This is a genomic window from Amycolatopsis mongoliensis (assembly GCF_030285665.1).
In the GTDB taxonomy this organism is placed as follows: domain Bacteria; phylum Actinomycetota; class Actinomycetes; order Mycobacteriales; family Pseudonocardiaceae; genus Amycolatopsis; species Amycolatopsis mongoliensis.
This window is the reverse complement of the sequence record NZ_CP127295.1, coordinates 7,400,326-7,421,672: the sequence shown is the minus strand read 5'-3', so window position 1 is coordinate 7,421,672 and position 21,347 is coordinate 7,400,326. Positions and strand designations below refer to the sequence as shown.

At 71.9% G+C, this 21,347-nt stretch carries 24 protein-coding genes; 9 read left to right on the top strand and 15 right to left on the bottom strand.

Annotation, left to right across the window (positions count from 1 at the left end; translation table 11 throughout):
* Nucleotides 1-15: 15 nt before the first annotated feature.
* The 3 genes from QRX60_RS35770 to QRX60_RS35760 all read right to left on the bottom strand — a co-directional run bounded on the left by QRX60_RS35770 (nucleotide 16) and on the right by QRX60_RS35760 (nucleotide 3,185).
* Entirely contained in the window at nucleotides 16-1,059 is a 1,044-nt protein-coding gene (locus QRX60_RS35770; protein WP_285995860.1) for an NADH:ubiquinone reductase (Na(+)-transporting) subunit F, read from the bottom strand.
* Between the two features lie 80 nt (nucleotides 1,060-1,139).
* Nucleotides 1,140-2,792, bottom strand: coding sequence for a ferritin family protein (locus tag QRX60_RS35765; RefSeq protein WP_285995859.1), 1,653 nt, complete (start codon nucleotides 2,790-2,792; stop codon nucleotides 1,140-1,142).
* A 144-nt stretch (nucleotides 2,793-2,936) separates the two neighbouring features.
* Entirely contained in the window at nucleotides 2,937-3,185 is a 249-nt protein-coding gene (locus QRX60_RS35760) for a hypothetical protein (protein WP_285995858.1), read from the bottom strand.
* Nucleotides 3,186-3,351: 166 nt separating this feature from the next.
* Here QRX60_RS35760 and QRX60_RS35755 point away from each other — a divergent pair, with 166 nt between their 5' ends.
* Nucleotides 3,352-5,187, top strand: a complete 1,836-nt coding sequence (locus QRX60_RS35755) for a sigma-54-dependent Fis family transcriptional regulator (protein ID WP_285995857.1) — start codon at nucleotides 3,352-3,354, stop codon at nucleotides 5,185-5,187.
* Between the two features lie 24 nt (nucleotides 5,188-5,211).
* Here QRX60_RS35755 and QRX60_RS35750 read toward each other — a convergent pair whose 3' ends face one another.
* Complete coding sequence (locus QRX60_RS35750; protein ID WP_285995856.1) at nucleotides 5,212-6,366, bottom strand: FAD-dependent oxidoreductase; 1,155 nt, start codon at nucleotides 6,364-6,366, stop codon at nucleotides 5,212-5,214.
* Between the two features lie 93 nt (nucleotides 6,367-6,459).
* On the opposite strand from QRX60_RS35750, the gene QRX60_RS35745 reads away from it, so the two are divergent.
* On the top strand, nucleotides 6,460-7,044 hold the full coding sequence (locus QRX60_RS35745; RefSeq protein WP_285995855.1) for a TetR/AcrR family transcriptional regulator: 585 nt from the start codon (nucleotides 6,460-6,462) through the stop codon (nucleotides 7,042-7,044).
* Nucleotides 7,045-7,124: 80 nt separating this feature from the next.
* Here the strand turns inward: QRX60_RS35745 and QRX60_RS35740 are convergent, their stop codons facing one another.
* Nucleotides 7,125-7,835, bottom strand: a complete 711-nt coding sequence (locus QRX60_RS35740) for a DUF4142 domain-containing protein (protein WP_285995854.1) — start codon at nucleotides 7,833-7,835, stop codon at nucleotides 7,125-7,127.
* A gap of 226 nt (nucleotides 7,836-8,061) precedes the next feature.
* On the opposite strand from QRX60_RS35740, the gene QRX60_RS35735 reads away from it, so the two are divergent.
* Nucleotides 8,062-8,538: a MarR family transcriptional regulator gene (locus tag QRX60_RS35735; protein ID WP_285995853.1), complete on the top strand. Its 477-nt coding sequence runs from the start codon at nucleotides 8,062-8,064 to the stop codon at nucleotides 8,536-8,538.
* A 17-nt stretch (nucleotides 8,539-8,555) separates the two neighbouring features.
* Nucleotides 8,556-8,969 (top strand): DUF5655 domain-containing protein, encoded by a 414-nt coding sequence (locus QRX60_RS35730; protein ID WP_285995852.1) that lies wholly within the window; start codon nucleotides 8,556-8,558, stop codon nucleotides 8,967-8,969.
* A gap of 6 nt (nucleotides 8,970-8,975) precedes the next feature.
* Here QRX60_RS35730 and QRX60_RS35725 read toward each other — a convergent pair whose 3' ends face one another.
* On the bottom strand, nucleotides 8,976-10,241 hold the full coding sequence (locus tag QRX60_RS35725) for a YncE family protein (RefSeq protein WP_285995851.1): 1,266 nt from the start codon (nucleotides 10,239-10,241) through the stop codon (nucleotides 8,976-8,978).
* A gap of 171 nt (nucleotides 10,242-10,412) precedes the next feature.
* On the opposite strand from QRX60_RS35725, the gene QRX60_RS35720 reads away from it, so the two are divergent.
* Entirely contained in the window at nucleotides 10,413-11,537 is a 1,125-nt protein-coding gene (locus tag QRX60_RS35720) for a PucR family transcriptional regulator (RefSeq protein ID WP_285995850.1), read from the top strand.
* 31 nt (nucleotides 11,538-11,568) lie between these two features.
* Here the strand turns inward: QRX60_RS35720 and QRX60_RS35715 are convergent, their stop codons facing one another.
* On the bottom strand, nucleotides 11,569-12,114 hold the full coding sequence (locus QRX60_RS35715) for a TetR/AcrR family transcriptional regulator (RefSeq protein ID WP_285995849.1): 546 nt from the start codon (nucleotides 12,112-12,114) through the stop codon (nucleotides 11,569-11,571).
* A 101-nt stretch (nucleotides 12,115-12,215) separates the two neighbouring features.
* Here QRX60_RS35715 and QRX60_RS35710 point away from each other — a divergent pair, with 101 nt between their 5' ends.
* A complete protein-coding gene (locus tag QRX60_RS35710) occupies nucleotides 12,216-13,100 on the top strand; it encodes an NmrA family NAD(P)-binding protein (RefSeq protein WP_285995848.1) in 885 nt (294 codons plus the stop codon).
* 87 nt (nucleotides 13,101-13,187) lie between these two features.
* Here QRX60_RS35710 and QRX60_RS35705 read toward each other — a convergent pair whose 3' ends face one another.
* A complete protein-coding gene (locus QRX60_RS35705) occupies nucleotides 13,188-13,367 on the bottom strand; it encodes a hypervirulence associated TUDOR domain-containing protein (protein WP_285995847.1) in 180 nt (59 codons plus the stop codon).
* 198 nt (nucleotides 13,368-13,565) lie between these two features.
* Nucleotides 13,566-14,696 carry an epoxide hydrolase family protein gene (locus QRX60_RS35700; protein ID WP_286003769.1) on the bottom strand — a complete coding sequence of 377 codons (1,131 nt, stop codon included), beginning with the start codon at nucleotides 14,694-14,696 and terminating at the stop codon, nucleotides 13,566-13,568.
* Nucleotides 14,697-14,749: 53 nt separating this feature from the next.
* Here QRX60_RS35700 and QRX60_RS35695 point away from each other — a divergent pair, with 53 nt between their 5' ends.
* Nucleotides 14,750-15,718 carry a helix-turn-helix transcriptional regulator gene (locus QRX60_RS35695; protein ID WP_285995846.1) on the top strand — a complete coding sequence of 323 codons (969 nt, stop codon included), beginning with the start codon at nucleotides 14,750-14,752 and terminating at the stop codon, nucleotides 15,716-15,718.
* Here the strand turns inward: QRX60_RS35695 and QRX60_RS35690 are convergent.
* The 5 genes from QRX60_RS35690 to QRX60_RS35670 form a co-directional block, all read right to left on the bottom strand.
* Nucleotides 15,687-16,166 (bottom strand): SRPBCC family protein, encoded by a 480-nt coding sequence (locus QRX60_RS35690; protein WP_285995845.1) that lies wholly within the window; start codon nucleotides 16,164-16,166, stop codon nucleotides 15,687-15,689. The genes QRX60_RS35695 and QRX60_RS35690 overlap by 32 nt on opposite strands.
* Nucleotide 16,167: 1 nt before the next feature.
* Nucleotides 16,168-16,503, bottom strand: a complete 336-nt coding sequence (locus tag QRX60_RS35685; protein ID WP_285995844.1) for an ArsR/SmtB family transcription factor — start codon at nucleotides 16,501-16,503, stop codon at nucleotides 16,168-16,170.
* Nucleotides 16,504-16,639: 136 nt separating this feature from the next.
* Complete coding sequence (locus tag QRX60_RS35680; RefSeq protein WP_285995843.1) at nucleotides 16,640-17,827, bottom strand: amidohydrolase; 1,188 nt, start codon at nucleotides 17,825-17,827, stop codon at nucleotides 16,640-16,642.
* Nucleotides 17,828-17,904: 77 nt separating this feature from the next.
* Nucleotides 17,905-18,384, bottom strand: a complete 480-nt coding sequence (locus tag QRX60_RS35675; RefSeq protein WP_285995842.1) for a hemerythrin domain-containing protein — start codon at nucleotides 18,382-18,384, stop codon at nucleotides 17,905-17,907.
* An 8-nt stretch (nucleotides 18,385-18,392) separates the two neighbouring features.
* Nucleotides 18,393-18,761, bottom strand: a complete 369-nt coding sequence (locus QRX60_RS35670; RefSeq protein ID WP_285995841.1) for a hypothetical protein — start codon at nucleotides 18,759-18,761, stop codon at nucleotides 18,393-18,395.
* 96 nt (nucleotides 18,762-18,857) lie between these two features.
* Here QRX60_RS35670 and QRX60_RS35665 point away from each other — a divergent pair, with 96 nt between their 5' ends.
* Both QRX60_RS35665 and QRX60_RS35660 read left to right on the top strand, forming a co-directional pair.
* Nucleotides 18,858-19,949 (top strand): carboxylate-amine ligase, encoded by a 1,092-nt coding sequence (locus QRX60_RS35665; protein WP_285995840.1) that lies wholly within the window; start codon nucleotides 18,858-18,860, stop codon nucleotides 19,947-19,949.
* A gap of 130 nt (nucleotides 19,950-20,079) precedes the next feature.
* Nucleotides 20,080-21,081, top strand: a complete 1,002-nt coding sequence (locus QRX60_RS35660; RefSeq protein ID WP_285995839.1) for an iron-containing redox enzyme family protein — start codon at nucleotides 20,080-20,082, stop codon at nucleotides 21,079-21,081.
* On the opposite strand, the gene QRX60_RS35655 is transcribed toward QRX60_RS35660, so the two are convergent.
* Complete coding sequence (locus tag QRX60_RS35655) at nucleotides 21,063-21,275, bottom strand: CDGSH iron-sulfur domain-containing protein (RefSeq protein ID WP_286003768.1); 213 nt, start codon at nucleotides 21,273-21,275, stop codon at nucleotides 21,063-21,065. The two genes, QRX60_RS35660 and QRX60_RS35655, sit on opposite strands and share 19 nt — an antisense overlap.
* Between the last annotated feature and the right edge of the window lie 72 nt (nucleotides 21,276-21,347).

Below are 21,347 nucleotides of genomic sequence, written 5' to 3'. Positions count from 1 at the left end.
GATCCGTCCTCTGTCTCAGGCGTCGGATTCGCCCGTGGTGGTGAACTTGTCGTAGAAGACGCGCTTGTCGGCGACGCCGAGCGCGGGCAGCAGTTCCAGCGCGGCCTCGACCATCGGCGGGGGCCCGCAGACGTAGGCGTCGGCACCTTTCAGGTCGAGGCCGGCCCGGCGCAGGACGTCGGTGATCAGGCCGGTCTCGCCATCCCAGTCGTCGTCACCCGGCTCGGAAAGCGCTGGTACGTAACGGAAGTCCGGCAGCTTCTCCTGAAGCTCCCGCAGTTCGGCGTCGAAGCAGAGGTCGCGGCGGCGGCGGGCACCGTAGTAGTAGGTCGCCTTCCGCTCGATGCCGCGCTCCGCCATGGTCCGCAGCAGCGAGAGGATGGGCGCCATCCCGGCCCCGCCGCCGACGAAGACCAGGTCCGCACTCGGGTTGTCCCGCAGGGTGAACACCCCGAACGGGCCGGTGATCCGCAGCTGGTCCCCGACCGCGACCCGGGTGTCCAGGAACGTGGAGAACAGCCCGTCCGAGTAGATCTTGATGACGAACTCGAGCAGCCCGTCGCGCGCCGAGGTGTTGGCCATCGAGAACGACCGGGACTCCTCGGTGCCCGGGATCGCGAAGTCCATGTACTGGCCCGGGAAGAACTTCAGCGACTGCTCCGGGTCCGTCAGCTTGACGACGAGGTGGCGCAGGTCGTGGGTGACGTGGTCGTTCGACACGACCTCGACCGTGGCCTCCTGGATCGGGAGCCCGGAGTGGATCATCTCCTCGTCGTAGTTGAGCAGCTCGATCGTGAGGTCCTCGTAGGCGTGGGCCCGGCACAGCAGGGTGAAACCCTCCTCCTTTTCGTAGTCGGGAAGCGCGAAGGTCGAGTACTTGTCGTGTTCGACGTCGTCGCCGTCGAGGATGAACGACTTGCAGGCCGCGCACTGCCCTTCCTTGCAGCCGTGCATGAGCATGACGCCCTGCTCGGCGGCGGCGCGCAGGATCGTCTGCTCCTCGGCGACGTCGATCTCGATCCCGACCGGCTCGAACCGGACGCGGTGTTTCTCGGACATGCCTACCCCGGTCTCGGTGCGGGGTCGTGAGTGGTCAGGGCGGTTCTAACCGCCCTGACCACTCACGACCGGTGGTCGCGTCAGGCCTGCTGCGGCGCCGGCCGGCCGGCCGGGCCCTGGCGGTTGTAGTCGGCCTGGAAGGCGGCCCGTTCGGCGTCGGACATCTGGTTCAGCAGCACGTTCGGCGACTGCACCTCGGGCATCCGGCGCAGGTGGTCGAGCGTCCACATCTTCTTGGGGTCGAGGTTGAGGTGCGGCTGCGCGACCATCGTCTTCCCGTCGTCGCGCACGAAACCCATGTCGGAGACGACGTCGGCCCAGTTCCAGCCGTGGTAGAGCGTCTCCCACTCACGGGCGCCGACCAGCTGGCCCATGTTCGGGGTGTTGCGGCCCTGGTAGGTCGGCCGGAACGCCTCGGCGTCGGTCCAGCGGCAGGTCTCCGAGCAGTACGTGCGCCACTGGCCGTCGACCTGGTCGGTGACCATGTCCTCGCGGATGAGGCACGGCACCATGCAGGTCCAGCAGCGGTGCGGGTACACGTAGTCGACGTCCTCGGCGACGATCGGGTGGTGCCCGTTCGGCGTCGCGAGGCGGGCGTAGTTCTCCCACCACTTGCCGTACTTGTCGTACCAGCCGGGGTACTTGTACTCGAACCACTCGAAGTCCTCGTCCGTCATCGGGTCGATGCGCCAGTAGTTGGCGAGCCACCCGGTGGCGAAGAACTGCGCGACCTCGTGCACGTAGCCCTTGTTCCAGATCCGGTTCCACGCCTCCTCGATGAGGTCGTGCGGGATGACGAGCCCGTACTTCTCGAGCGGGACGAGGTAGCTGCGGTAGTAGTCGTCGTAGATCCAGCGGCGCCACATCTCCGCGTAGCTCTCGCGGTCCTTGCGGCGGTCCTTGGTGCCGTATTCGATGAAGGTGCCGATGGCCGCGTCGACCACGCAGTGGTTGTTCCACCACGCGTACCGCAGGTCGCGTTCGAGCAGCTGGTGGTTGCTCTCGTCCGACAACGCCATCAGCAGGGTGGCGTAGCCGTTGCTGATGTGGCGGGACTCGTCGGACTGCACCGAGTGGAACACCGTCGGCAGCAGGTAGTCGCCGTTGGCGGCGGCTTCCGCGGGCATGGCGACGAAGAGGGTGTTCGTGAACGCCGTCTCCGCCACGATCGTGAGGTAGATGCTCGCCGCGGTGATCGCGTCACCGGTGATGAAGCCTTCGGCGAACTGGCGGCCGATGGTGCCGCAGTAGTCGTTCTGGAAGTTGCGCAGGCTCGAGTTGAACCCCGCCGGGTCGATGTAGTTCTGCATGTACAGGCGCTTGAGGTTCTGCTGGATCGTCGAGTGCCGGACCTCGTCGATCATCTGGATCGCCTGGCCATTGTGCAGCTCCGGGTTCGGGACCGTCCGGAACAGCAGCGGCATCGCCCGCGCGGCGGAGATCTCCGGCAGCGGGATGATCGACAGGAACAGCTTCTGCCATTCCAGCCAGCGCTCCTGCACCTGGCGGAACATGTTGCCGCGGATCGCGCCGTCCTCGGCGCCGTAGACCCGGTGGTCCTTCTCCTCCTGCATCGGGAAGTACGAGCGGAGGACCTGCTTCAACGGGTCCTTCTTCTTGGCCTTCTTGAAGGTGTAGTCGGTCCCGTAGTGCGAAACCGGGGTGTGGTACGCCGGCTCCCACGACAGTTCCTGGATCTTCTGGTGGGCTTTCGCCACACTCTGGCGACTCATGGATCACTCCTTATCCGTGGCTCCTGCCTACGGCGGCCGAGCGGCTCCCCTCCCGGCCGGGGGATTCGGGGCGCACGTCCTGCGGTGACCATTCAAGGGGCGCCCGCGAGTGACGCGGGTCTCAATCTGAGACAGAACCGCTGCTCAGGACGTTTCGTCCGCGCCGAGCACCCGCGCCCGCAGTTCGGCGAGCTCGCTGTGGACGCTCGTCCGCACGCGCGCGTCCCCCTCGACCGTCGGCACGATGCCGAGCGCGCGCAGCAGCGCGGCGGCGGGATCGCCGGGGTGGCCCTCCCCGCCGAACACCGGGTGCAACCCCTGTTCGGCCAGATGCGTGAAAACCAGATTGACGATCGTCCACGGGTTGTACGTCTCCGCACCCTCGGCAGCCATGGGTTCTCCTCCTGGTCAGCGGTCTCTTCCCTGCCATCCGACCGTCGCCCGCGCGGCCCGGGCGTCTCAATTTGAGACACCGCGCGGCGCGCGCCGGATCTAGGCTGGGCGGGCGGCACAACGGGTGTGCCCGCACCCACGTGGGCCGCGGGAAGCTGGAGGTCACGTGGACGAGATGGCGCCCGGAACCCTGCTCGCGGACGACGAGCTCGCCCGGACCCGGGTGCGCTTCCTGACCGCCGAACCGGTCCCGCCCGGGATCGTCCGGCAGACCATCCTCGCGTCGTGGCGGCGATCCCGGGAGTTCCAGGTCCAGGCCGACCGGATCGACCCGCTCTTCCTCGGCGACCAGAACCTCGACATCCCGCTGATGCGCGGCGCCGAACCGGTGCTCGACAAGCTGGGCGAGCAGTTCGACGGCCAGCCGATCAGCCTCATCCTCACCGACCCGAACGGCGTCGTGCTCACCCAGCGGACCGGCGACGCGGACCTGAAGCGGCACCTCGAACGCGTCGAGCTCGTCCCCGGCTTCAGCTACGGCGAGCAGTCCGTCGGGACCAACGGCATCGGCACCGCGCTCGAGGACGGCCGCGCGACCACCGTGTTCGGCCACGAGCACTACGCCGAGCACCTGGAGAACCTGGCCTGCGCGGGCGTGCCGATCCACCACCCGATCTCCGGCAAGAAGATCGGCGCCGTCGACCTCACCTGCTGGTACAAGGACGCCGGCGGGCTGCTCATCGCATTGGCCCGCTCGACGGCCGAGCAGATCCGGCAGGCACTGCTGCGCCACAGCGACCTGCGGGAGATGATCCTCTTCCAGGCGTACCTGCAGACCTGCCGCCGGTGGACCGGCATCGTGCTGGCGTTCAACGACGACATCGTGATGATGAACGACCGGGCGCGGCAGCTGCTCGACCCGGCCGACCAGTCGGTGCTGCTGAGCCACGCCACCGAAGCGCTGGCCGACGGGCGGCGGACGTCGGCGACGCTCGCGCTGTCCAGCGGCCTGCGCGTGCGCGTGTTCTGCCGTCGCGTCCCGGGTCAGCGCGCGACCGACACGGCGGGTGGCGTGCTGTCGGTGAAGCTGATCGAGGCGGACGAAACCCTGGCGGTACCGTCGACGCCGATGCTGCCGATGTACCTGCCGGGCGTGGTCGGCTCGGCCCCGCTTTGGCTGCGCTGCGGGCACGAGCTCGACACCGGCCACCAGCACGGCGAGTGGGTCGCGCTGGAGGGCGAGGCGGGGACCGGCAAGGTGACTCTGGCGAAGGGCCTGCACCAGCGGCACCACCCGGCCGCCCGGCTGCTGACCGTCGACGCGGCCGCGACGACCGGCACGGACTGGGTGGCCGAACTGCTGCGCGAGCACGCCGACGCCCCGATCCGCACGCTGGTGATCCGCCACGCCGACCGGCTGACTGCGCCGGCGGCGAACGCGCTGGCGGCGACGTTGCGGGAGCTGCGCGAGCGGGCCGACGCGCCGTGGGTCGTGGTCACGCTGGCGCCGGAGGCCGAGACGAACCCGGCGCTGGCCGAGCTGCTGAAGTCGTTCCCGCGGACGGTCCGGGTGCCGCCGCTGCGCCACCACGTCGAGGACCTGGCGGAGCTGGTCCCGCTGGTGCTGAGCAAGCTCGGCTACGGCGGCAGGCTCACCTGTTCCGCGGCGGCGCTGCACCTGCTGATGCGGGCCGAGTGGCCGGGCAACACCGGCCAGCTCTACCGGGTGCTGCGGCAGGTGGCCCAGCGCCGCCGGGCGGGGACCATCCGCCCGGGCGACCTCCCGGCCGAGTTCCACACCGTCGCGCGGCGGCCGCTGAACCGGTTCGAGTCGATCGAGCGGGACGCCATCGTGCGGTGCCTGGAGGACGCCGACGGCAACAAGGTCCGGGCGGCGAAGCTGCTGGGCATCTCCCGGGCGACGATCTACCGCAAGATCCACGAGTACGGCATCGTGCCGCCCACCCGCTCACCCCGTCGTGAGTGGGAAACAGTGTTCTAACCCTGTTTCCCACTCACGACCTCGTCAGCGGGCGGCGAGTTCGGCCAGCTGGTAGGCCAGCTTCTCGCGTGCCTGCGGCAGCGAGAACACGGTCTTCAGCACCGTGTTCCGCAGCAGCCGCGCCGGGCGGGGCCGCAGCGTCGCCATCCGCGTCATCCGGTCGGTGAAGGCCACCACGGCGGTCGCCACCGGGCGGCGGGTCGTCTCGTAGGTGTCCAGCAGCGCGTCCGGCTCGCCGGCGGCCACCCGGGCCAGCAGGCGGCCGAGCGCGACCGCGTCCTGGATGCCGGTGTTCATGCCCTGGCCGCCGGCCGGGCTGTGCACGTGGGCGGCGTCGCCGGCCAGGAGGATCCGGCCCGCGCGGTAGTGGTCGGCCACCCGGTGGTGCACCCGGAACCGCGAGCTCCACACGACCTCGGTCACCCGCGACCGCGCCCCCTCCGGACCCCGCGCGTCCACGATGGACTGGATGTCGGCGATGCCGGGGTGCTCGGGGGCCTCGGCGACCGTCGCGACCAGGCGGTAGTGGTCGTCGCCGCCGGGCAGCGGCGCCACCACCGTCACGCCCTCCGGCGACAGGTGCAGGCTGACCTCTTCGCGGTCCAGCGGCCAGCTCATCCGGACGTCGGCCAGCACGAACGACTCGGCGTAGGTCGCGCCGGTGAACCCGATGCCGGCCTGTTCGCGCACGACGCTGTGCATGCCGTCGGCGCCGATCACGTACTTCGCGCGCACGGTGCCGCCGGTCGTCGTGACCGTGACCCCGGTGTCGTCGCCGGCGACGGTGGTGACCTCGTACGGGCGGTGCACGTCGCCGCCCGCCTCGCGCAGGCGCGCCAGCAGCACGGCTTCGGTCCGGTCCTGGGGCACCATGAGCGTGTACGGGTAGGCGGTGGGCAGCCCGCCGAAGGGCACGTGCGCGAGCACCGTGGCGCCGTCGCGGACGGTGAACGTCGGGACGACGACGCCCAGCTCCGTCAGCCGCCCGGTGACGCCGAGCTCGGCCAGCACCTCCAGGGTCCGGGCGTGCACCACGCAGGCCCGGGACGTGTTCGCGCCCTCGGCCTGGCGGTCGAGCAGCACGAAGTCGACGCCGGCCTCGGCCAGCACGATCGCGGTGGCCAAGCCCGCGGGGCCGGCTCCGACGATCAGCACGTCGGTACGGGTGGGCAGGGACATGACGGCACCTCCGAGTTTGCCAACAACTGTTGGCATCCACGGTAGGCACGCCGAGACTGGCTTGTCAACAAGTGTTGGCCTACACTTGTTGACATGACTGAGGCACCGCGCCGATCCGACGCCACCCGGGCGACCATCCTGGAAGCCGCGCGCCGCCGGTTCGCCGCCGACGGCTTCCGCCGCGCGACGATCCGCTCGATCGCCGCCGACGCGGACATCGACCCGTCGATGGTGATGCGCTACTACGGCAGCAAGGACGGCCTGTTCGCGGCGGCCGTGGACGTCGAGCTGGACCTGCCGGACCTGGCCGCGGCCGACCCCGGCACCGTCGGCGAGCTGCTGACCCGGCAGTTCCTGGTGCTGTGGGAGCGGCCGCCGACCGACGAGATCCTGCTTACGCTGCTGCGGTCGGCGGTCGCCGACGACGCCGTGGTCGAGAAGATGCGGCAGGTGTTCGCCCGCCAGGTCACCCCCGCGGTCCTGCGGTTCGGCGACCCGGCCGACGCCCCGCGCCGCGCGGGGCTGGTGGTGAGCCAGCTGCTCGGCCTGGCGCTGACGCGGTACGTCCTGCGCCTGCCACCGGTGGTCGCGCTGACCCCGGCGGAGGTCGTCGCCGAGGTCGGCCCGACGGTGCAGCGCTACCTTTCGGGAGGCTCAAGCTCACCTCCGGTGCAGTGAATGACTCATTCCTGTCGTCCGGCGCCAGGAATGAGTCATTCACTGCACCCGAACCAGCCGCCGGCACTCCCCGGCGGGGGTCACTTCGGCGGGTTGACGGCCGCGGCGACGTCGGCGATGGTCTGCGGGTCGACCAGGCCGGTGTCCTCCAGGACGTTCATGTGGTCGAGGACCGTCTGGTTCGCCTGCGTCGCGTGGCGCCGGATGACGTCGTTCTGGGTGCCGGCGCGGACCTCGGCGATGGTCGCGAAGATCTTGCCGTGCGACGCGCGGAGCAGGTTCACGAACAGCTTGTCGAACGCGAGCCCCTGTGCGGCGGTGAGCTGGCGGACCCAGCCCTGCTGTTCGGCGCTGGCCTGGTCGGGCAGCGGCACGCCGAGCATCTTCGCGTCCTCGCGGACGAGCTGGTCGAGGTGCGAGTGCCCGTCCAGCAGGTGCAGCCCGGCGCGCCTCACGGCGTCGCTGGTGGCGTGCGTCTGCGCGAGGGTGCCCGCGGGCATCTCCCACAGCCCGGCCTGGCGCACCTTGACCAGGAACGTCTTGTCGAGCTCGGTGACCGGCCCGGCGGCCGCCACGCCGGCCCCGGCCGCGGCGGCCGCCACGGAGCCCATCTGCATGCCCGCCATGTCGTGCCCGTACGCCGGGACCTGCGCCTGCGTCGACCCGGGTGCGGCCTGGGCGCCGGGTTTCAGCACCATGACCGAGCCCACGGCGACCACGGCGAGAGTGGCCACGACGACCAGCACGGTCCGAACCTTGGCCTTGGCCGTCATGCCACGGTGATCCGGCATCGTTCCTCCTTCTGGCGACAAGTGCCTGCACGGGGTACTACGGCCGCCGTCGCGAAGGGGTTCAAGCAGATTGGGATTATTTCTCTTGTGAGCCAACAGTTTTCGGGCACAGAAAAGTCCCTTGTGGACACACCAGAAGGGTCGGCCGAACCCGGCCGGACGTCCCGGGCGAGTGCCGGGGTCACCCATCTTGACCGATGCTCTTGCCGTTGGCAAGTATTGCTTCATGCAAACCCTTGAAGACGCGGCCCCGGGCGCCGACCCGGACGTGGTGGCCCTGGACGGCCTCACCCTGGTCCTGGTCGGGATCGCGTGGGAGTGCGCGCACGCGGCGCCGCCCGAGGTGACCTTCCCGCAGACTCGCCTGCTGCTCATCCTCGACCGCCTCGGCCGGGTGCCGAGCTCGCGCCTGGCGGCCGCGATGGACGTCAACGCCTCGTCGGTGACGCGGCTGGCCGACCGGCTGGAGGCACTCGGCTACGTGGCCCGCGGCCGCGACCCGCGCAACCGGAGCGTGGTGACCCTGGAGGTCACCGCGGCCGGCCACGACCTGGTGGCGCGGATCCTCGACCGGCGGCACGCGGCGCTGGGCGCGCTGCTGGACCGGCTGCCGCCCGCCCAGCGCAAGGCCACGGCCGCGGCCGCACGGCGGCTGGTGAACGCGGCCGCCACCATCCCGGCGCTCGGCCCGGCCCCGCTGTGAGTGCCATGCTGGACGGCATGCCGACCCGCTGGACGTGCCCGCGCTGCGACCGCGAGTTCGCGCGCACCGGCCAGGGCCACACGTGCGTCCCCGGCTGCACGGTCGACGAGACGTTCGCCGGCCGCGACCCGCGGTTCCGCGCGATCTACGACGCCGTCCTCGGGCACCTGCGGACCCTCGGCGACGTCCACGAGGACGCCGTCAAGGTCGGGGTGTTCCTCAAGCGGGACCGGAAGCTCGCCGAGCTGCGGCCGCGTTCGAGGGACGTCCTCGTGTACCTGTTCCTGCCGCGCCCGATCGAAACAGCCCGGATCGCCCCGGCGCGGTGGGCGAGCGGACCCCGCGTCGGACACCAGCTGAAGCTGCGCGAAGTGTCCGATGTGGACGACGAGGTCCGCGGGTGGCTGACGATCGCCTTCGAAACGTCCTGACCCGGGTCAGTTCGCGGGGCCGGTCCAGCCTTCGGGCACGTGGCCGATCCGCACCCGCTGCGGGTGGTCGCCGACCGGTACCGAGAGGAGCTTCCGCCCGGTCGCGAAGTCGATCGCCGTGACCTGGTCCGCGCCGGCCTCGGAGATCACGCACGCGCTGCCGTCGCCGCTCACCGTCGCCCAGTACGGCTTCACCGCGGGCACCAGCGTGCCCTGCTGCAGGGTCGCGCGGTCGACGACCGTGGCGTAGTCGTCCATCGTGCCGGCGATGCAGAGCTTGGTCCCCGCCGGGTTCATCGACATGCCGTGGTGGCGGGAGTCGTTGACGAACGTGGTGCGGTCGTCGCTCGTGGCCGGGTTCTTCGGCAGCTCCTTGACCCGCGTGATCCGGTCGCTCGCGACGTCGTACTCCAGGAAGCCGTTGAAGAACGACACCTGGAAGTACAGCTTCGACTCGTCCGGGGTGAACGCGACCGGCCGCACCGCGTCCGAGAGGTCCCGGCGCCCGAAGGCGTCGAGCCGGTCACGCATGTCGATCACCTTGACCTGGCGGAAGGTCGACGCGTCGACGACCGTGATGTGCCGGTCCCCCTTGGTGAAGTCCCACCCGGGGTCGTCGAGGTCGGTGTTGACCTCGCCGATCGCCATGTTCCACAGGTACCGGCCACCGTCGGTGAACACGTTCTCGTGCGGCTTGTCCCCCGCGGCGAACGAGCCGGCCTGCTGCCCGGTGACGATGTCCAGCACGTGCACGGTGTTCGACGTCGAGGCGGACACGGCGACGCGGCGGCCGTCCGGCGAGACCGCCATGTGGTCGGCGCGGAACCCCGAAACCGGGAAGCGCCAGTTGATCCGGCCGGTGGCGAGGCTGATCGAGACGACGTCCGCGAAGCTCGGCCGCGACGCCACCACCGACGCTCCGTCGGGCGTGGTGTACATGTCGTCGACGAACTGGTCGTGCCCTTCGCCGGGCCCGTTGCGGATGCCGAGGAAGAACGCCAGCTTGACCGGGTTCAGGTAGATCTCCCGGAGCCGATCGTCCTTGTCCGGGATGATGTTCACGCGCCCGATCTTCGCGAACGACCCACGGGACTCGATGACGTCCGCCGTCCCCTCCCAGTTGTTGCCGACGAACATCACCTCCCGCAGGGCCGCGGGCGCGCCGGTCGCCGGCACCGCCGCGCCGGTCGTCAGCAGGGCGACGCCGGAAGCCAGGTACGCCAGGCGCGAGAGGTACGACCGCCGTCGGCGGGTGCTCGGGGAAGTGCGCACGGAAGACACCTTTCGACGCTGAAGAGGTGCGGCGGTGGTTTTTGCACGGGACAGGGGTTACTGTCCGGTATGCCACGATAACCGGCCCCGGGAGCTCCTCCGGTAGGGCCGATCGCCCAACGTCGGGGGCGGCCGGTTGTGGCCGTGCCACAACGGGTCCGGGAGGTGCCGGTGACGTCGCTGCTCCGGCGGATCCTCGACGACCTGGCCGCGGACGAGGCCGTCCTGGACGAGCTGGTGAAGGTCGCGCGCAGTGAGTCGCCCGAGGTCGCGCGGCTCCCGGAAGCCGAGAACCGGCGGCACATCCAGGTCCTGCTCTCGGCCGCGCTGCGGGCGACGGCGAGCCCCGACGGCCCCGCCCGGGAGGACTACACCACCGCGGAGGCGCTGGGAGCCGACCGCGCCGCGCAGGGTGTCCCGCTCACCGAACTCCTGCGCGGAGTCCAGGCGGGCCGCACGCACGCCGCGCGCGTCGCCGTCGAACGCGCCCGGGCCGCGGGCGTGCCGGACGACGTCATCCTCGAGACGGTCCTCGACGCCGACCGCTACACCGGCGCGCTGGAGCACCACATCGTCAAGGGCTACCACGCGGCCGAGCTCCAGCTCTCCCGCACGGTGCGCGACGCGCGGACCCAGCTGCTGCGGACCCTGCTGCTCGCCGGGCACCCGCCCGCGCCCGAAGAGCTCCGGCGGGCGGGGCTGCATCCCGACGTCCGGTACTTCTGCGTGGTGTCCGACGTCAGCGACCCGGCGCGGGCACGCACGCTGGAGCAGGCGCTGCTCGAGTACGGCGGGGTCTACGGCCTGGTCGAGGGCAGGCTCACCGGCCTGGCGGCGCGGTCACCCGCGGGCGTCGCGCTGGCCGGGGACGTCCTGCTGGTCGTCGCGCCCGCGGCCGCTTTGCCCGCGCTGCGGGAGGTGCACCGCCTCTGCACGGCGGCGGCGCGCCTCGCCGGGAGCGGGTACCACGACCTGACGGCGCTGGCGGGCGAGATCGCCCTGACGGCGCAGCCGGTGCTCGGCGGCCTGCTCACCACGGCCCTGCTCGGCTCGCTCGACCCGGCGAACCCGTTCCACCGCGAGCTGGTGGGGACGGCCCTGGCCTACCTCGACCACGGCCAGCGCCTGCGCTCCACGGCCGAAGCACTGCACCTGCACCCCAACACGGTCCGCTACCGCCTCGACCGGCTGGCCGAGCTGACCCCGCTGGCCCTGGCGGAGAACAGCGGCGGCCGCGTCCTCGACGCCGTGCGGTCGTGGTGGGCGCTGCACCGCTGGCTCGGCACGCAGAGCTGATCCCGGCCCGGTCCGCACCCGCATCCCGGGGTCATCCTGCAGGGCTGATTCCCCGCACCGCCAAGGCAAGCAGCCGCTGCGCCTCCCCCGCCGGATCACGATGGTGCTCGGTCGCCAGCACGATCCCCGTCACCACCGCGATCAGGTCCTCGGCCGTGACCTCCGGGCCGACCGCACCCGCCTCCGCCGCCCGCCGCACCAGCGGCACGCCCGCTTCGGTCATCGTCGCCGAGCACGCGTGGGCCGACGACCCTTCGTCGCGGACCAGCGCCGTCGCCAGGCCGCGGGCCGTCGCCGCGTAGGTCGTCAGGGCGCTCAGCCACTCGAGCAGCGCCGCACGGGGGTCCGGGGCTTCCGCCAGGTCGCGGGCCCGCCCCGCGAGCGCGTCGACCTGCTGCCGGAACACCGCTTCCAGCAACGCCTGCCGGCTCGGGAAGTGGCGGCGCACCGTCGCCGAGCCGACGCCCGCGGTCCGGGCGATCTGTTCCAGGGACGCCTCGGCGCCGTGCGCGGCGACCTCCTCCTCGGCGACGGCGAGGATGCGCGCGTAGTTGCGGCGGGCGTCGGACCGCGGCACGGACCACCTCCGGAACGGGAAGTGGCGGGGTCCGCCACTTATTCGCTAGTGTAGCGGGCACGAAGTGGCGGGCCCCGCCACTTATCTCCCGAGGAGCTCCCATGTCCCCCGTCCTGGTCACCGGCGCCACCGGCAAGCAAGGCGGCGCCACCGCCCGTACCCTCCTGAAGGCCGGCGTTCCCGTCCGCGCGCTGGTCCGGAACCCGGGGCGGGCGCAAGCGCTGCGCGACCTCGGCGCCGAGGTCGTCGTCGGCGACCTCTACGACCCCGGCTCACTCGCCCCCGCCGTGAAAGGCGTGCGTGGCGTGTTCTCCGTCCAGATGCCCGACATGGCGAACCTGGAGGGTGACTCCGAGTGGGTCCAGGGCCGCAACCTCGTCGACGCGGCGGCGGAGGCCGGCGTACCGCAGTTCGTGCACACCTCGGTCTCCGGCGCCGGGCAGCACCGGTCCGTGCCCGGTTGGGCGGAGGGCCGCTGGGCGTCGATGGAGCACTACCTGGAGACCAAGACGGCGATCCAGGACCGCGTCCGCGACGCCGGGTTCGCGCACTGGACGTTGCTCAAACCGGGCTTCTTCATGGAGAACTTCCTGCCGCCGTCGTTCCTGCTCCCGCACGGCCGGCTGGTCACGACCATCAAGCCCGGGACCGAACTGGCCCTGGTGGCGGTGGACGACATCGGGGCCGCGGCCGCGGCGGCGTTCGCGGATCCGGCGCGCTTCCACGGCGTCGAACTGGAACTGGCGAGCGAGCGGATGCCGATGACCCGCGTCGCCGAGATCCTTTCGCGCGCGCTCGGCGTCGAGCTGACCGCGCCGGACATGACCGTCGAGGAAGCGGTCGCCGCCGGAGCGCCCGCCTTCGCCGTCCGGCACGAGTGGCAGAACGAGGTCGGCCACCCCGCACGTCCCGAGTTCGCCCGGGCGCTCGGCATCGCGCTGACGTCGTTCGCGGAGTGGACGGAAACGCACCTGACACCGGCGTGACCTTCCCGCTACGGTCGGCGCTGTGGCGACGCCGCCCAGCCTCCCCGCGGCCACCGCCGAGGGCGTGTGCGTCTTCTGCGCGGCGCGCTAGGTCTGGTGCAGCTTGTCCGGGTGGTGCACGGCGGTCTTCCCGGACTTCTCGCTCCGGACCAGGTACTGCGGCTCCTCCGGCGAAGCCTTCACGTCCCGCTTGCCCGCGTGGGTGTCCTCGGTGATCTTCTGTTCGACCGTCCCGACCGAACTCTTGTTGCCGGCGTCCCACCGCACGCGGTCGCCCTTCTCGAATTCCTTGCTTGCAGGCCGTCGATCAGCCGTTCCGCGCCCACCACGCGCCCGGCGTCGAGGGCGAGCAGCCCTCGAAGCTGGGGACCGCCGAGGGGAACGGCGGTCCAGTCGGGACGGCGGGCTTCGACCGGCCCGAGGATCGCGAACTGCACGCCGCCGATTCTGGACCACCGCCCCCGGTCACGGCCGCAGCTTCCGGAAGAACGCGCGGATGTCGGCCACGAGCAGCTCCGGCTCCTCCACCGCCGCGAAGTGGCCGCCCTCGGCGAACTCCGACCAGTGCTCGATCTTCTCCTCCGGGTCCATGATCCGCCGCACCACCGGCGACGAGTTGAACACCGCCCAGCCCGCGGGCACCGCGGACGGCGCGAGCCAGCCGTGGCCCGAGTGCGCGGCCTCGTAGAGGAACCGGGCCGCCGTCGCGCCGCTGCGCGTGAACCAGTACAGGCTGACGGTCGTCAGGAGCCGGTCGCGGTCGATGCCGCCGCCCGAGAAGGTCCAGGCCTGGACCTTCTCGGCGATCCAGGCCAGCTGCCCGACCGGCGAGTCGGTGAGCGCGGCCGCGATCGTCTCCGGCTTGTGCGACTGCAGGTCGAGGTAGCCGCGCCCGGCCTGCCAAGCCTCGCGGGCCGCGTCCAGTTCGGCCTGTTCGGCCTCGGACAGGTTGTCCGGCAAGGGAAGCTGCTCGCCGGCCAGCGCGATCGTGCCGCGGTCGCTGTTCACGTGCGTGCCGATCACCCGGTCCGGGTACAGCGCCGCGAGGCGTCCGGTGACGCCCGCGCCGATGTCGCCGCCCTGCGCGGCGAAGCGGTCGTAGCCGAGCCGCGTCATCAGCTCGGCGAACGCGTCGGTCGTCCGGGCGAGCTCCCAGCCCGGCCCGCTCAGCGGCGTCGAGAAGCCGAAGCCGGGCAGCGACGGGACGACGACGTGGAACGCGTCCGGGCCCGGCTCGGTCAGCGGTCCGAGGACGTCGAGGAACTCGGCGAAGGTGCTGGGATAGCCGTGCGTGAGCAGCAGCGGGACCGCGTCCGGGTCGGCCGACCGGACGTGCAGGTAGTGCACCGGCTGGCCGTCGATCTCGGTCGTGAACTGCGGGAACGCGTTGAGCGCTGCCTCCTGGGCGCGCCAGTCGAAGCCGTCGCGCCAGTACTCCGCCAGCTCGCGCACGACGGCGGTGGGGATGCCGCGGGACCAGTCCGGCTCGTCGCCGGGCACGGGGTCGGCGAACCGGGCTTCGGTGAGGCGGCGGTGCAGGTCGTCGAGGTCGGCCTGCGGGATTGCGATCCGGAAGGAGTTCGTCATGAGCAGCACGCTAGGAACCATTGCGGAAGACTTCCTTCCGCGATTCGTGCGATCCTCGGAAAATGTTGCCGACCTCCGCCCGCCTCCTGCGGCTGCTGTCGCTGCTCGAGACGCGGCGCGACTGGACGGGCGCCGACCTGGCCGAGCGGCTGAACGTCACCACGCGCACGGTCCGCAGCGACGTCGGGAAGCTGCGCGAGCTCGGCTATCCGGTCGAGGCCTCCCCCGGTGTCCAGGGCGGCTACCGGCTCGGCGCGGGCGCGCAGCTGCCGCCGCTGCTGCTCGATGACGACGAAGCGGTGGCCGTCGCGGTCGGGCTGCGGACCGCCACCGGCGTCGCCGGCATCGGCGAGACGTCGGTGCGCGCGCTCGCGAAGCTGGAGCAGGTGCTGCCGTCGCGGCTGCGGCACCGGGTGCAGGCGCTGCAGGCCGCGACGGTCTCGGTGCCGGGCACCGGTCCCGTCGTGGACGCCGACGTGCTGACGGCGATCGCGTCGGCGATCCGGGCCGGCGAGCGGCTGCGGTTCGACTACCGCAGCCACGACCGCACGGCGAGCCGCCGCGACGTCGAGCCGCACCGGCTGGTCGGCTTGCACCGGCGCTGGTACCTCGTCGCGTGGGACACCGGGCGGGACGACTGGCGCACCTTCCGCGTCGACCGGATGACGCCGAAGGTGCCGAACGGGCCGCGCTTCGCCCCGCGCGAGCCGCCGGAGGGCGATGTCACGCAGTTCGTCCAGCGCAGCGTCGGCGCGGCGACCTGGCGCTACCACGCGAAAGTGCGGCTCCACACGTCGGCCGCGTACGTGCGGGCCCGGCTGCCGCTCGCGGTCGAGGTGACGCCCGAGGGACCGGACCGCTGCGTCGCCGAGGTCGGCTCGGACAGCGCGGCCATGCTGTCGCTGTACCTCGGGCTCCTGGAGGTGGACTTCGAAGTGCTCGAAGCTCCGGAGCTGGCCGCCGAACTGGCCAAGACGGGCGAGCGGTTCCTGCGGGCGGCTAGCGCAGGGAGTTCGCGAGCTCCTCGATGAGGACCATCTGCTCCCGCACGCCCCCTTCCATGCCGGACTCGAGGATCATGTCGCGCAGTTCCTTGCTGCCCGTCTCGGTCAGCAGCCGCAGGACGCTGCGATCGGCACCGAGTGCGGTGAAGGTGGCGGTGTTGAGCGGCCCGTCGACTGAGTCGGGGTCGACACCCGGCATCTCGAACACCTCGGTGTAGACGATCTTCTCCTCCGGCACGACTTCGCGGTACTCACCGTGGAACCCGACCTCGGCGCCGTCGTTCGTCTTCAGCACGTACCGCCAGCGGCCGCCGGGACGCAGGTCCATTTCGACGTCGGTGGTCGTGCCCCGGTGCCCGGCCCACCAGCGTCTGACCAGTTCCGGCGTGGTCCACGCTCGGTAGACCAGGTGCTTCGGTGCGGCGAATTCGCGCGTGATGAGGATCTGCTCGTCGGTGGGAAGGGTGATCTCCACGTCACTGCTCCTGTTCCTTGAGTTCTTCGAGGACGCCGTCCAGCAGCTCGAAGCGTGCCGACCACGTCCGTTCGTAGCGCTTGACCCAGTCGTGGATGGGCTTGAGCGCGGGGCCGTTGAGCCGGTAGAGCCGCTGGCGGCCGTCGCCGCGCACGTCCACCGCGCCCACCTCCCGTAGGACGCGCAGGTGCTTCGACACCTGCGGCTGGGCGAGGCCGAGCGCGTCGACGAGGTCGCCGACGGACCGCTCCCCGCTCATCAGGACGTCGAGGATCTGCCGCCGCCGGGGTTCGGCGACGGCGTTGAAGGTGTCGGCCGTTGTCGCTGCTCGTGCCACGCAGCCATCATATGCCCATATGGGTATGCGTCAAGGCCCACGCTCGGGCGTTCGAAGGATCGACGGTCCACAGTGGACGGACGCGCGCACGGCCTGTTCGTCGGTGGCCTGAGCGGGAAGCGGGACGGGCGCGCGCTCAGTGCCCGTTGCGCTCCAGCGAGCGGAAGTGGTCCCAGGCCCGGCTGACCAGCGCGTGGTGCGTCCGCAGGTCGATCGCCGTGCGGGCCAGCGCCGCCGCCGAGGCCAGCATCACCGACCGCCCGCGCGGGCTCGCCGACGCGGCCGCGAACTCCTCCGTGTGCACCGCGTACTCCTCCGCCGTGATCGCCACGAACGGGTGGATCGCCGGGACCCGGGCGCTCACGTCGCCGATGTCCGACGAACCCGGGAAGACCCCCGGCACCGGCGGGGTCGCGTGGATGCCGCACGCGGCCAGGTGTTCGGTGAACCGCTCGGAGAGCACCGCGTTGTCCCGGAAGTGCGCGAACCCGCGCCCGAGGCGTTCGACGTCGACCTTCGCACCGGTCGCGAGCGCCGCTCCCTGCGCACACGTGCCGACGTCCTCGGCCAGGCGGTCCAGGGCCGTGGTCGTCAGCGCGCGGAGTCCGAAGCGGCCCTCCGCGTGGTCCGGGACGATGTTCGTCGCCTCGCCACCGTGGGTGATGATCCCCTGGACGTGGGAGCCGGCGGGCAGCCGCTGGCGCAGCGCCGAGACCGCGCCGAACGCCTGGATCAGCGCGGCCAGCGCGTCGACGCCGGCCTCCGGGTTGCCGGTCGGGTGGGCGGCGCGGCCGTGGAAGGTCACCTTCAGCTCCACCTGCGCGGTCAGCGGGGCCGACGACCACGAGTGGACGCCGGGGTGGAACGTGAGCGCCGCGTCGACGTCGTCGAAGACGCCCGCCTCGGCCAGTGCCACCTTGCCCCCGCCGCGCTCTTCGGCGGGACACCCCACGACCAGCAGCGATCCCGGGCTGTCCGCCAGCACGTCCCGCGCCGACAGGGCGGCACCGAGGCCGGCCGCGGCGATCAGGTTGTGCCCGCACGCGTGTCCCAGCCCGGGCAGCGCGTCGTACTCCAGCAGCAGCGCGACGCACGGCCGTCCGCTCCCGGCCCGCGCGAGGAACGCCGTGGGCAGCCCGGCGACGCCGGTGTCCACCGCGAAGCCGTCCGCGGCCAGCTCCCCGGTCAGCCGCTCGGCGGCCGCGTGCTCCTCATAGGACAGTTCCGGCCGCTCGTGCAGCGCGGTGGCGACCGCCCACAGCCGTTCGTCCAGCTGCTCGATCCGCTCGTCGACCCGCTCGTGCAGCTCTTCGTGCCATTCCATGCCCACCGGAATACCCCCACCACGCACGGTCACGCCACCGGCAGTGTTTCACAGGGTCCGCCGGGGGCGCCGAAACCTCACGCCTTCGCGCTCTTCAGCTCCAGCGGGTTCTTCGGCGCGTCCGGCCGGGCGTCGATCATCCGCTGCCCCAGCTCCTGCAGCCGCTTGCGGCCCATCGCCGAGCGGACCTCGGGGAACCACTCGTCCTCTTCCTCCTCGACGTGGTGGCGGACGTTCTCCGTCAGCACCGTCATCTTCGCGTCGAACCTTTCGTCCTCCGGGTCGAGGCCGAGCAGCTCCGAGAGCATCCACACCACGACGTGGTGCTCTTCCACGCTCTCCAGGACGTGGTCCTTCGTCTCCGGCACGGCTTCGCGCGCGGCCGGGTAGAAGATCTCCTCTTCGATGTACGCGTGGACGGTCAGCTCTTCGATGATCGCGTCGGCGATCCGGCGCTTCTCGCGGTACGCCTTCTCCTCCGCCTTCTCGAACTCCTTGAACAGCCGTTCCACGGTCTTGTGGTCGTTCTTGAGCAGCACGATCGCGTCGGTCGACATCGGTTTCCTCACGGTGTGGCCAGGTCGCGCAGGGCGGCCTGGGAGTATTCCAGTTCCTTCGTCATCAGGAGGGCGACGGTGCCGGCGTGGGTCAGCGCCCGGCCGACGTCCCCCACCGAGTCCCAGGTCGCCTCGACGGCGTCCCCGGCGCCGTGGCCGGTCACCCGGCCGGACAGCACGCCCTCCTCCAGCCGGCCCTGCAGGGCGGGCAGCAGGTGCGTCAGGTCGTCCGCCAGCAGCCGGAGGGCGCCGAGCACGCGGTACATCTCGGCCGGCGAGTCGAGTTCGCCCTCGCCCACGCAGCGGGACAACCGGCGCACGGCCGCGCCGGCGTCGGCGGCCAGCAGCGACGGCGAAGACGCGGTGCTCGGGTTCATGACCGGCCGTTTACCCGCTCGCCGCCGGGGAAAACGCCGTTTGCGCCACAGCCCGTCCGGGTACCCGACCGGCTCCCCCAACCCCCAGGAGCACCGGTGAACCCAGACGTGCTGACGTTCGGCATCGAGGAGGAGTTCTTCGTCGTCGACCGGCGTGGTCACCTCTCGCAGGCCGGTGACGACGTCGTCGATGCCGCGGAGGCGGCGGCCGACGACGCCGAAGGCGAGCTGCAACACGAGCTGAACCGGTCGCAGGCCGAGACCGCCACCGACGTCTGCCGCACGCACGCCGAGGCGCTGCGCCAGCTGGGCGGGCTGCGCGAAGGACTGGCCCGGGCCGCCCGCACCCGCGGCTACCGGCTGCTGGCCGCCGGCGCACCGCCGCTGTCCCAAGTGGACCCGCCGCGCATCACGCCGAACCCGCGCTACCAGCGGATGGCCGAGCACTTCGGCGCCACCGCGTGGACTTCGCTCACGTGCGGCTGCCACGTGCACGTCGCGATCCCCGACAAGGAGAGCGGGATCCGGGTCCTCGGGCGCGTCCGGCCGTGGCTGCCCGCGCTGCTCACGATCACCGCGAACTCGGCCATCGCCGACGGCTACGACACCGGCTACGCCAGCTGGCGCTACCACCAGTGGAGCCGGTGGCCCTCGGCCGGCCCGCCGCCGCAGTTCGCTTCGCTCGACGAGTACGAGAGCATCGTCGACGGCTGGCTGCGCTCGGGGGCGATCCTCGACCGCGGGATGATCTACTGGGACGTCCGGTTGTCGGAGAAGCAGCCGACGCTCGAGTTCCGCATCTCCGACGTCGCCGCGACACCGGCCGAGGCGGTGCTGCTGGCCGTGCTGGCGCGCGCTCTCGTCGCCACCGCGCTGGCCGACGACGCGCCGCCGCCGAAGCTGTCGAACGAGGTGCTGCGCGGCCGGCTCTGGCGGGCGTCGCGGGAAGGGGTGACCGGCTGCTGCCCGCACCCGCGGAGCGGGGACCTGGAACCGGTGAAGGTGGTGCTCGACGACCTGATCGCGCTGACCGCACCCGCGCTGGAAGCGGCGGGAGACCTGGACTTCGCGCGGGAAGGAACGGCGCGGCTGACCGCCGAGGGCGGGGGCGCCGACCGGCAACGGCGCGCGTTCGCGGAACGCCGGCGCGGCGAAGACGTCGTCGACCTGGTGGCCGGTGACAGCTGAGGCCGGAGCGCGTTTCCGGGACGGGCAACCGGCGGCGAGCCCCCGCGGAAGGAGCTCGCGCGGTGCGCCGGCTCACGGCACGAACCGGGCCGGCCCGGCATGGAACGCGGCTCACCGGGTAGCCCGGGGCATGACGACCTTCACCGCCGCCGCGACGCTGCCGGCCTCGCGTGGCCCGCTTTCGGCGTCCGTGCTGCAGACGCTGCTGCGTGAACAGCCGCGAGCCGACCTCCGCTTCGACGGGCTGGCCGACTCCGACCCGCTCGGCGACGACCTCCAGCTCGCCCTGCACCTGTGCTACGAACTGCACTACCAGGGCCTGCCCGGTGTGTCGGCCGACTGGGAGTGGGATCCGGAGCTGTTGCGCCTGCGCGGCGCGCTGGAGGCGCGCTTCCTGGCCGCGCTGCGCGAAAACGTCCCGGGCGGCGACGACGTCCCGGCCGCGCTCGACACACTGCTCGTCGAACCGCTCGACGTCGAAAGCGTCTCGCACTTCCTGCGCGACCACGGGACCTGGAACCACCTGCGGGAGTACTTCACGCACCGCTCGGTCTACCACCACAAGGAGGCCGACCCGCACGCGTGGGTGATCCCGCGGCTGCGCGGGCGGGCCAAGGCGGCGCTGGTGGCGGTCGAGTTCGACGAGTTCGGCCGGGGCCGCGCGGAGCTCGCCCACGCGCGCCTGTTCACCGACCTGCTGCGCGCCGCAGGGCTGCCGGACGGCTACCTCGAGCTGGCCGACCACGTGCCGGGCCCGATGTTCGCCGTGGTCAACATGATGTCGATGTTCGGGCTGCACCGGTCGCTGCGGGGCGCGCTGTGCGGCCACTTCGCGGCGGCGGAGATCACGACCGCGCCGTCCGCGACGCGGATCGACCAGGCGCTGCTGCGGCTGGAGGCGCCCGAGGCGTGCCGGTTCTTCTTCACCGAGCACATCGAGGCGGACGCGGTCCACGAACAGGTGATGCGCCACGACGTGCTCGGCGACCTGCTCGAGCAGGAGCCCGAGCTGGCCGCCGACGTCGTGTTCGGGATCCAGGCGACGGAGTTCCTGGAGGGCCGCTTCGGCGCGCGGCTGCTGGACAGCTGGCACACCGGGCGGTCTTCGCTGCGTCAGTCGCTGCCGGACTGAGTCCGCGCCCGCTTGCGGTGGCTCGTGTCGCAGAAGGGGAACCGCTTGCTCCGGCGGCACGCGCACACCGCGACCACGAACCGGTCGGACCGCACGACCTCACCCTCGGGCGTGCCCAGCTCGACCGGCCCCTCGACGAGGACCGGCCCGCCCGGGACGACGGTGACGCGGCGGGGGCGCTCGGCGTGCGGCACCCCCCGCTCCACATCGGACAGTGCGGTGCCCTCCCGGGGGCGGGCGGGTTCCGCCGACGTGGTCATTTCGGT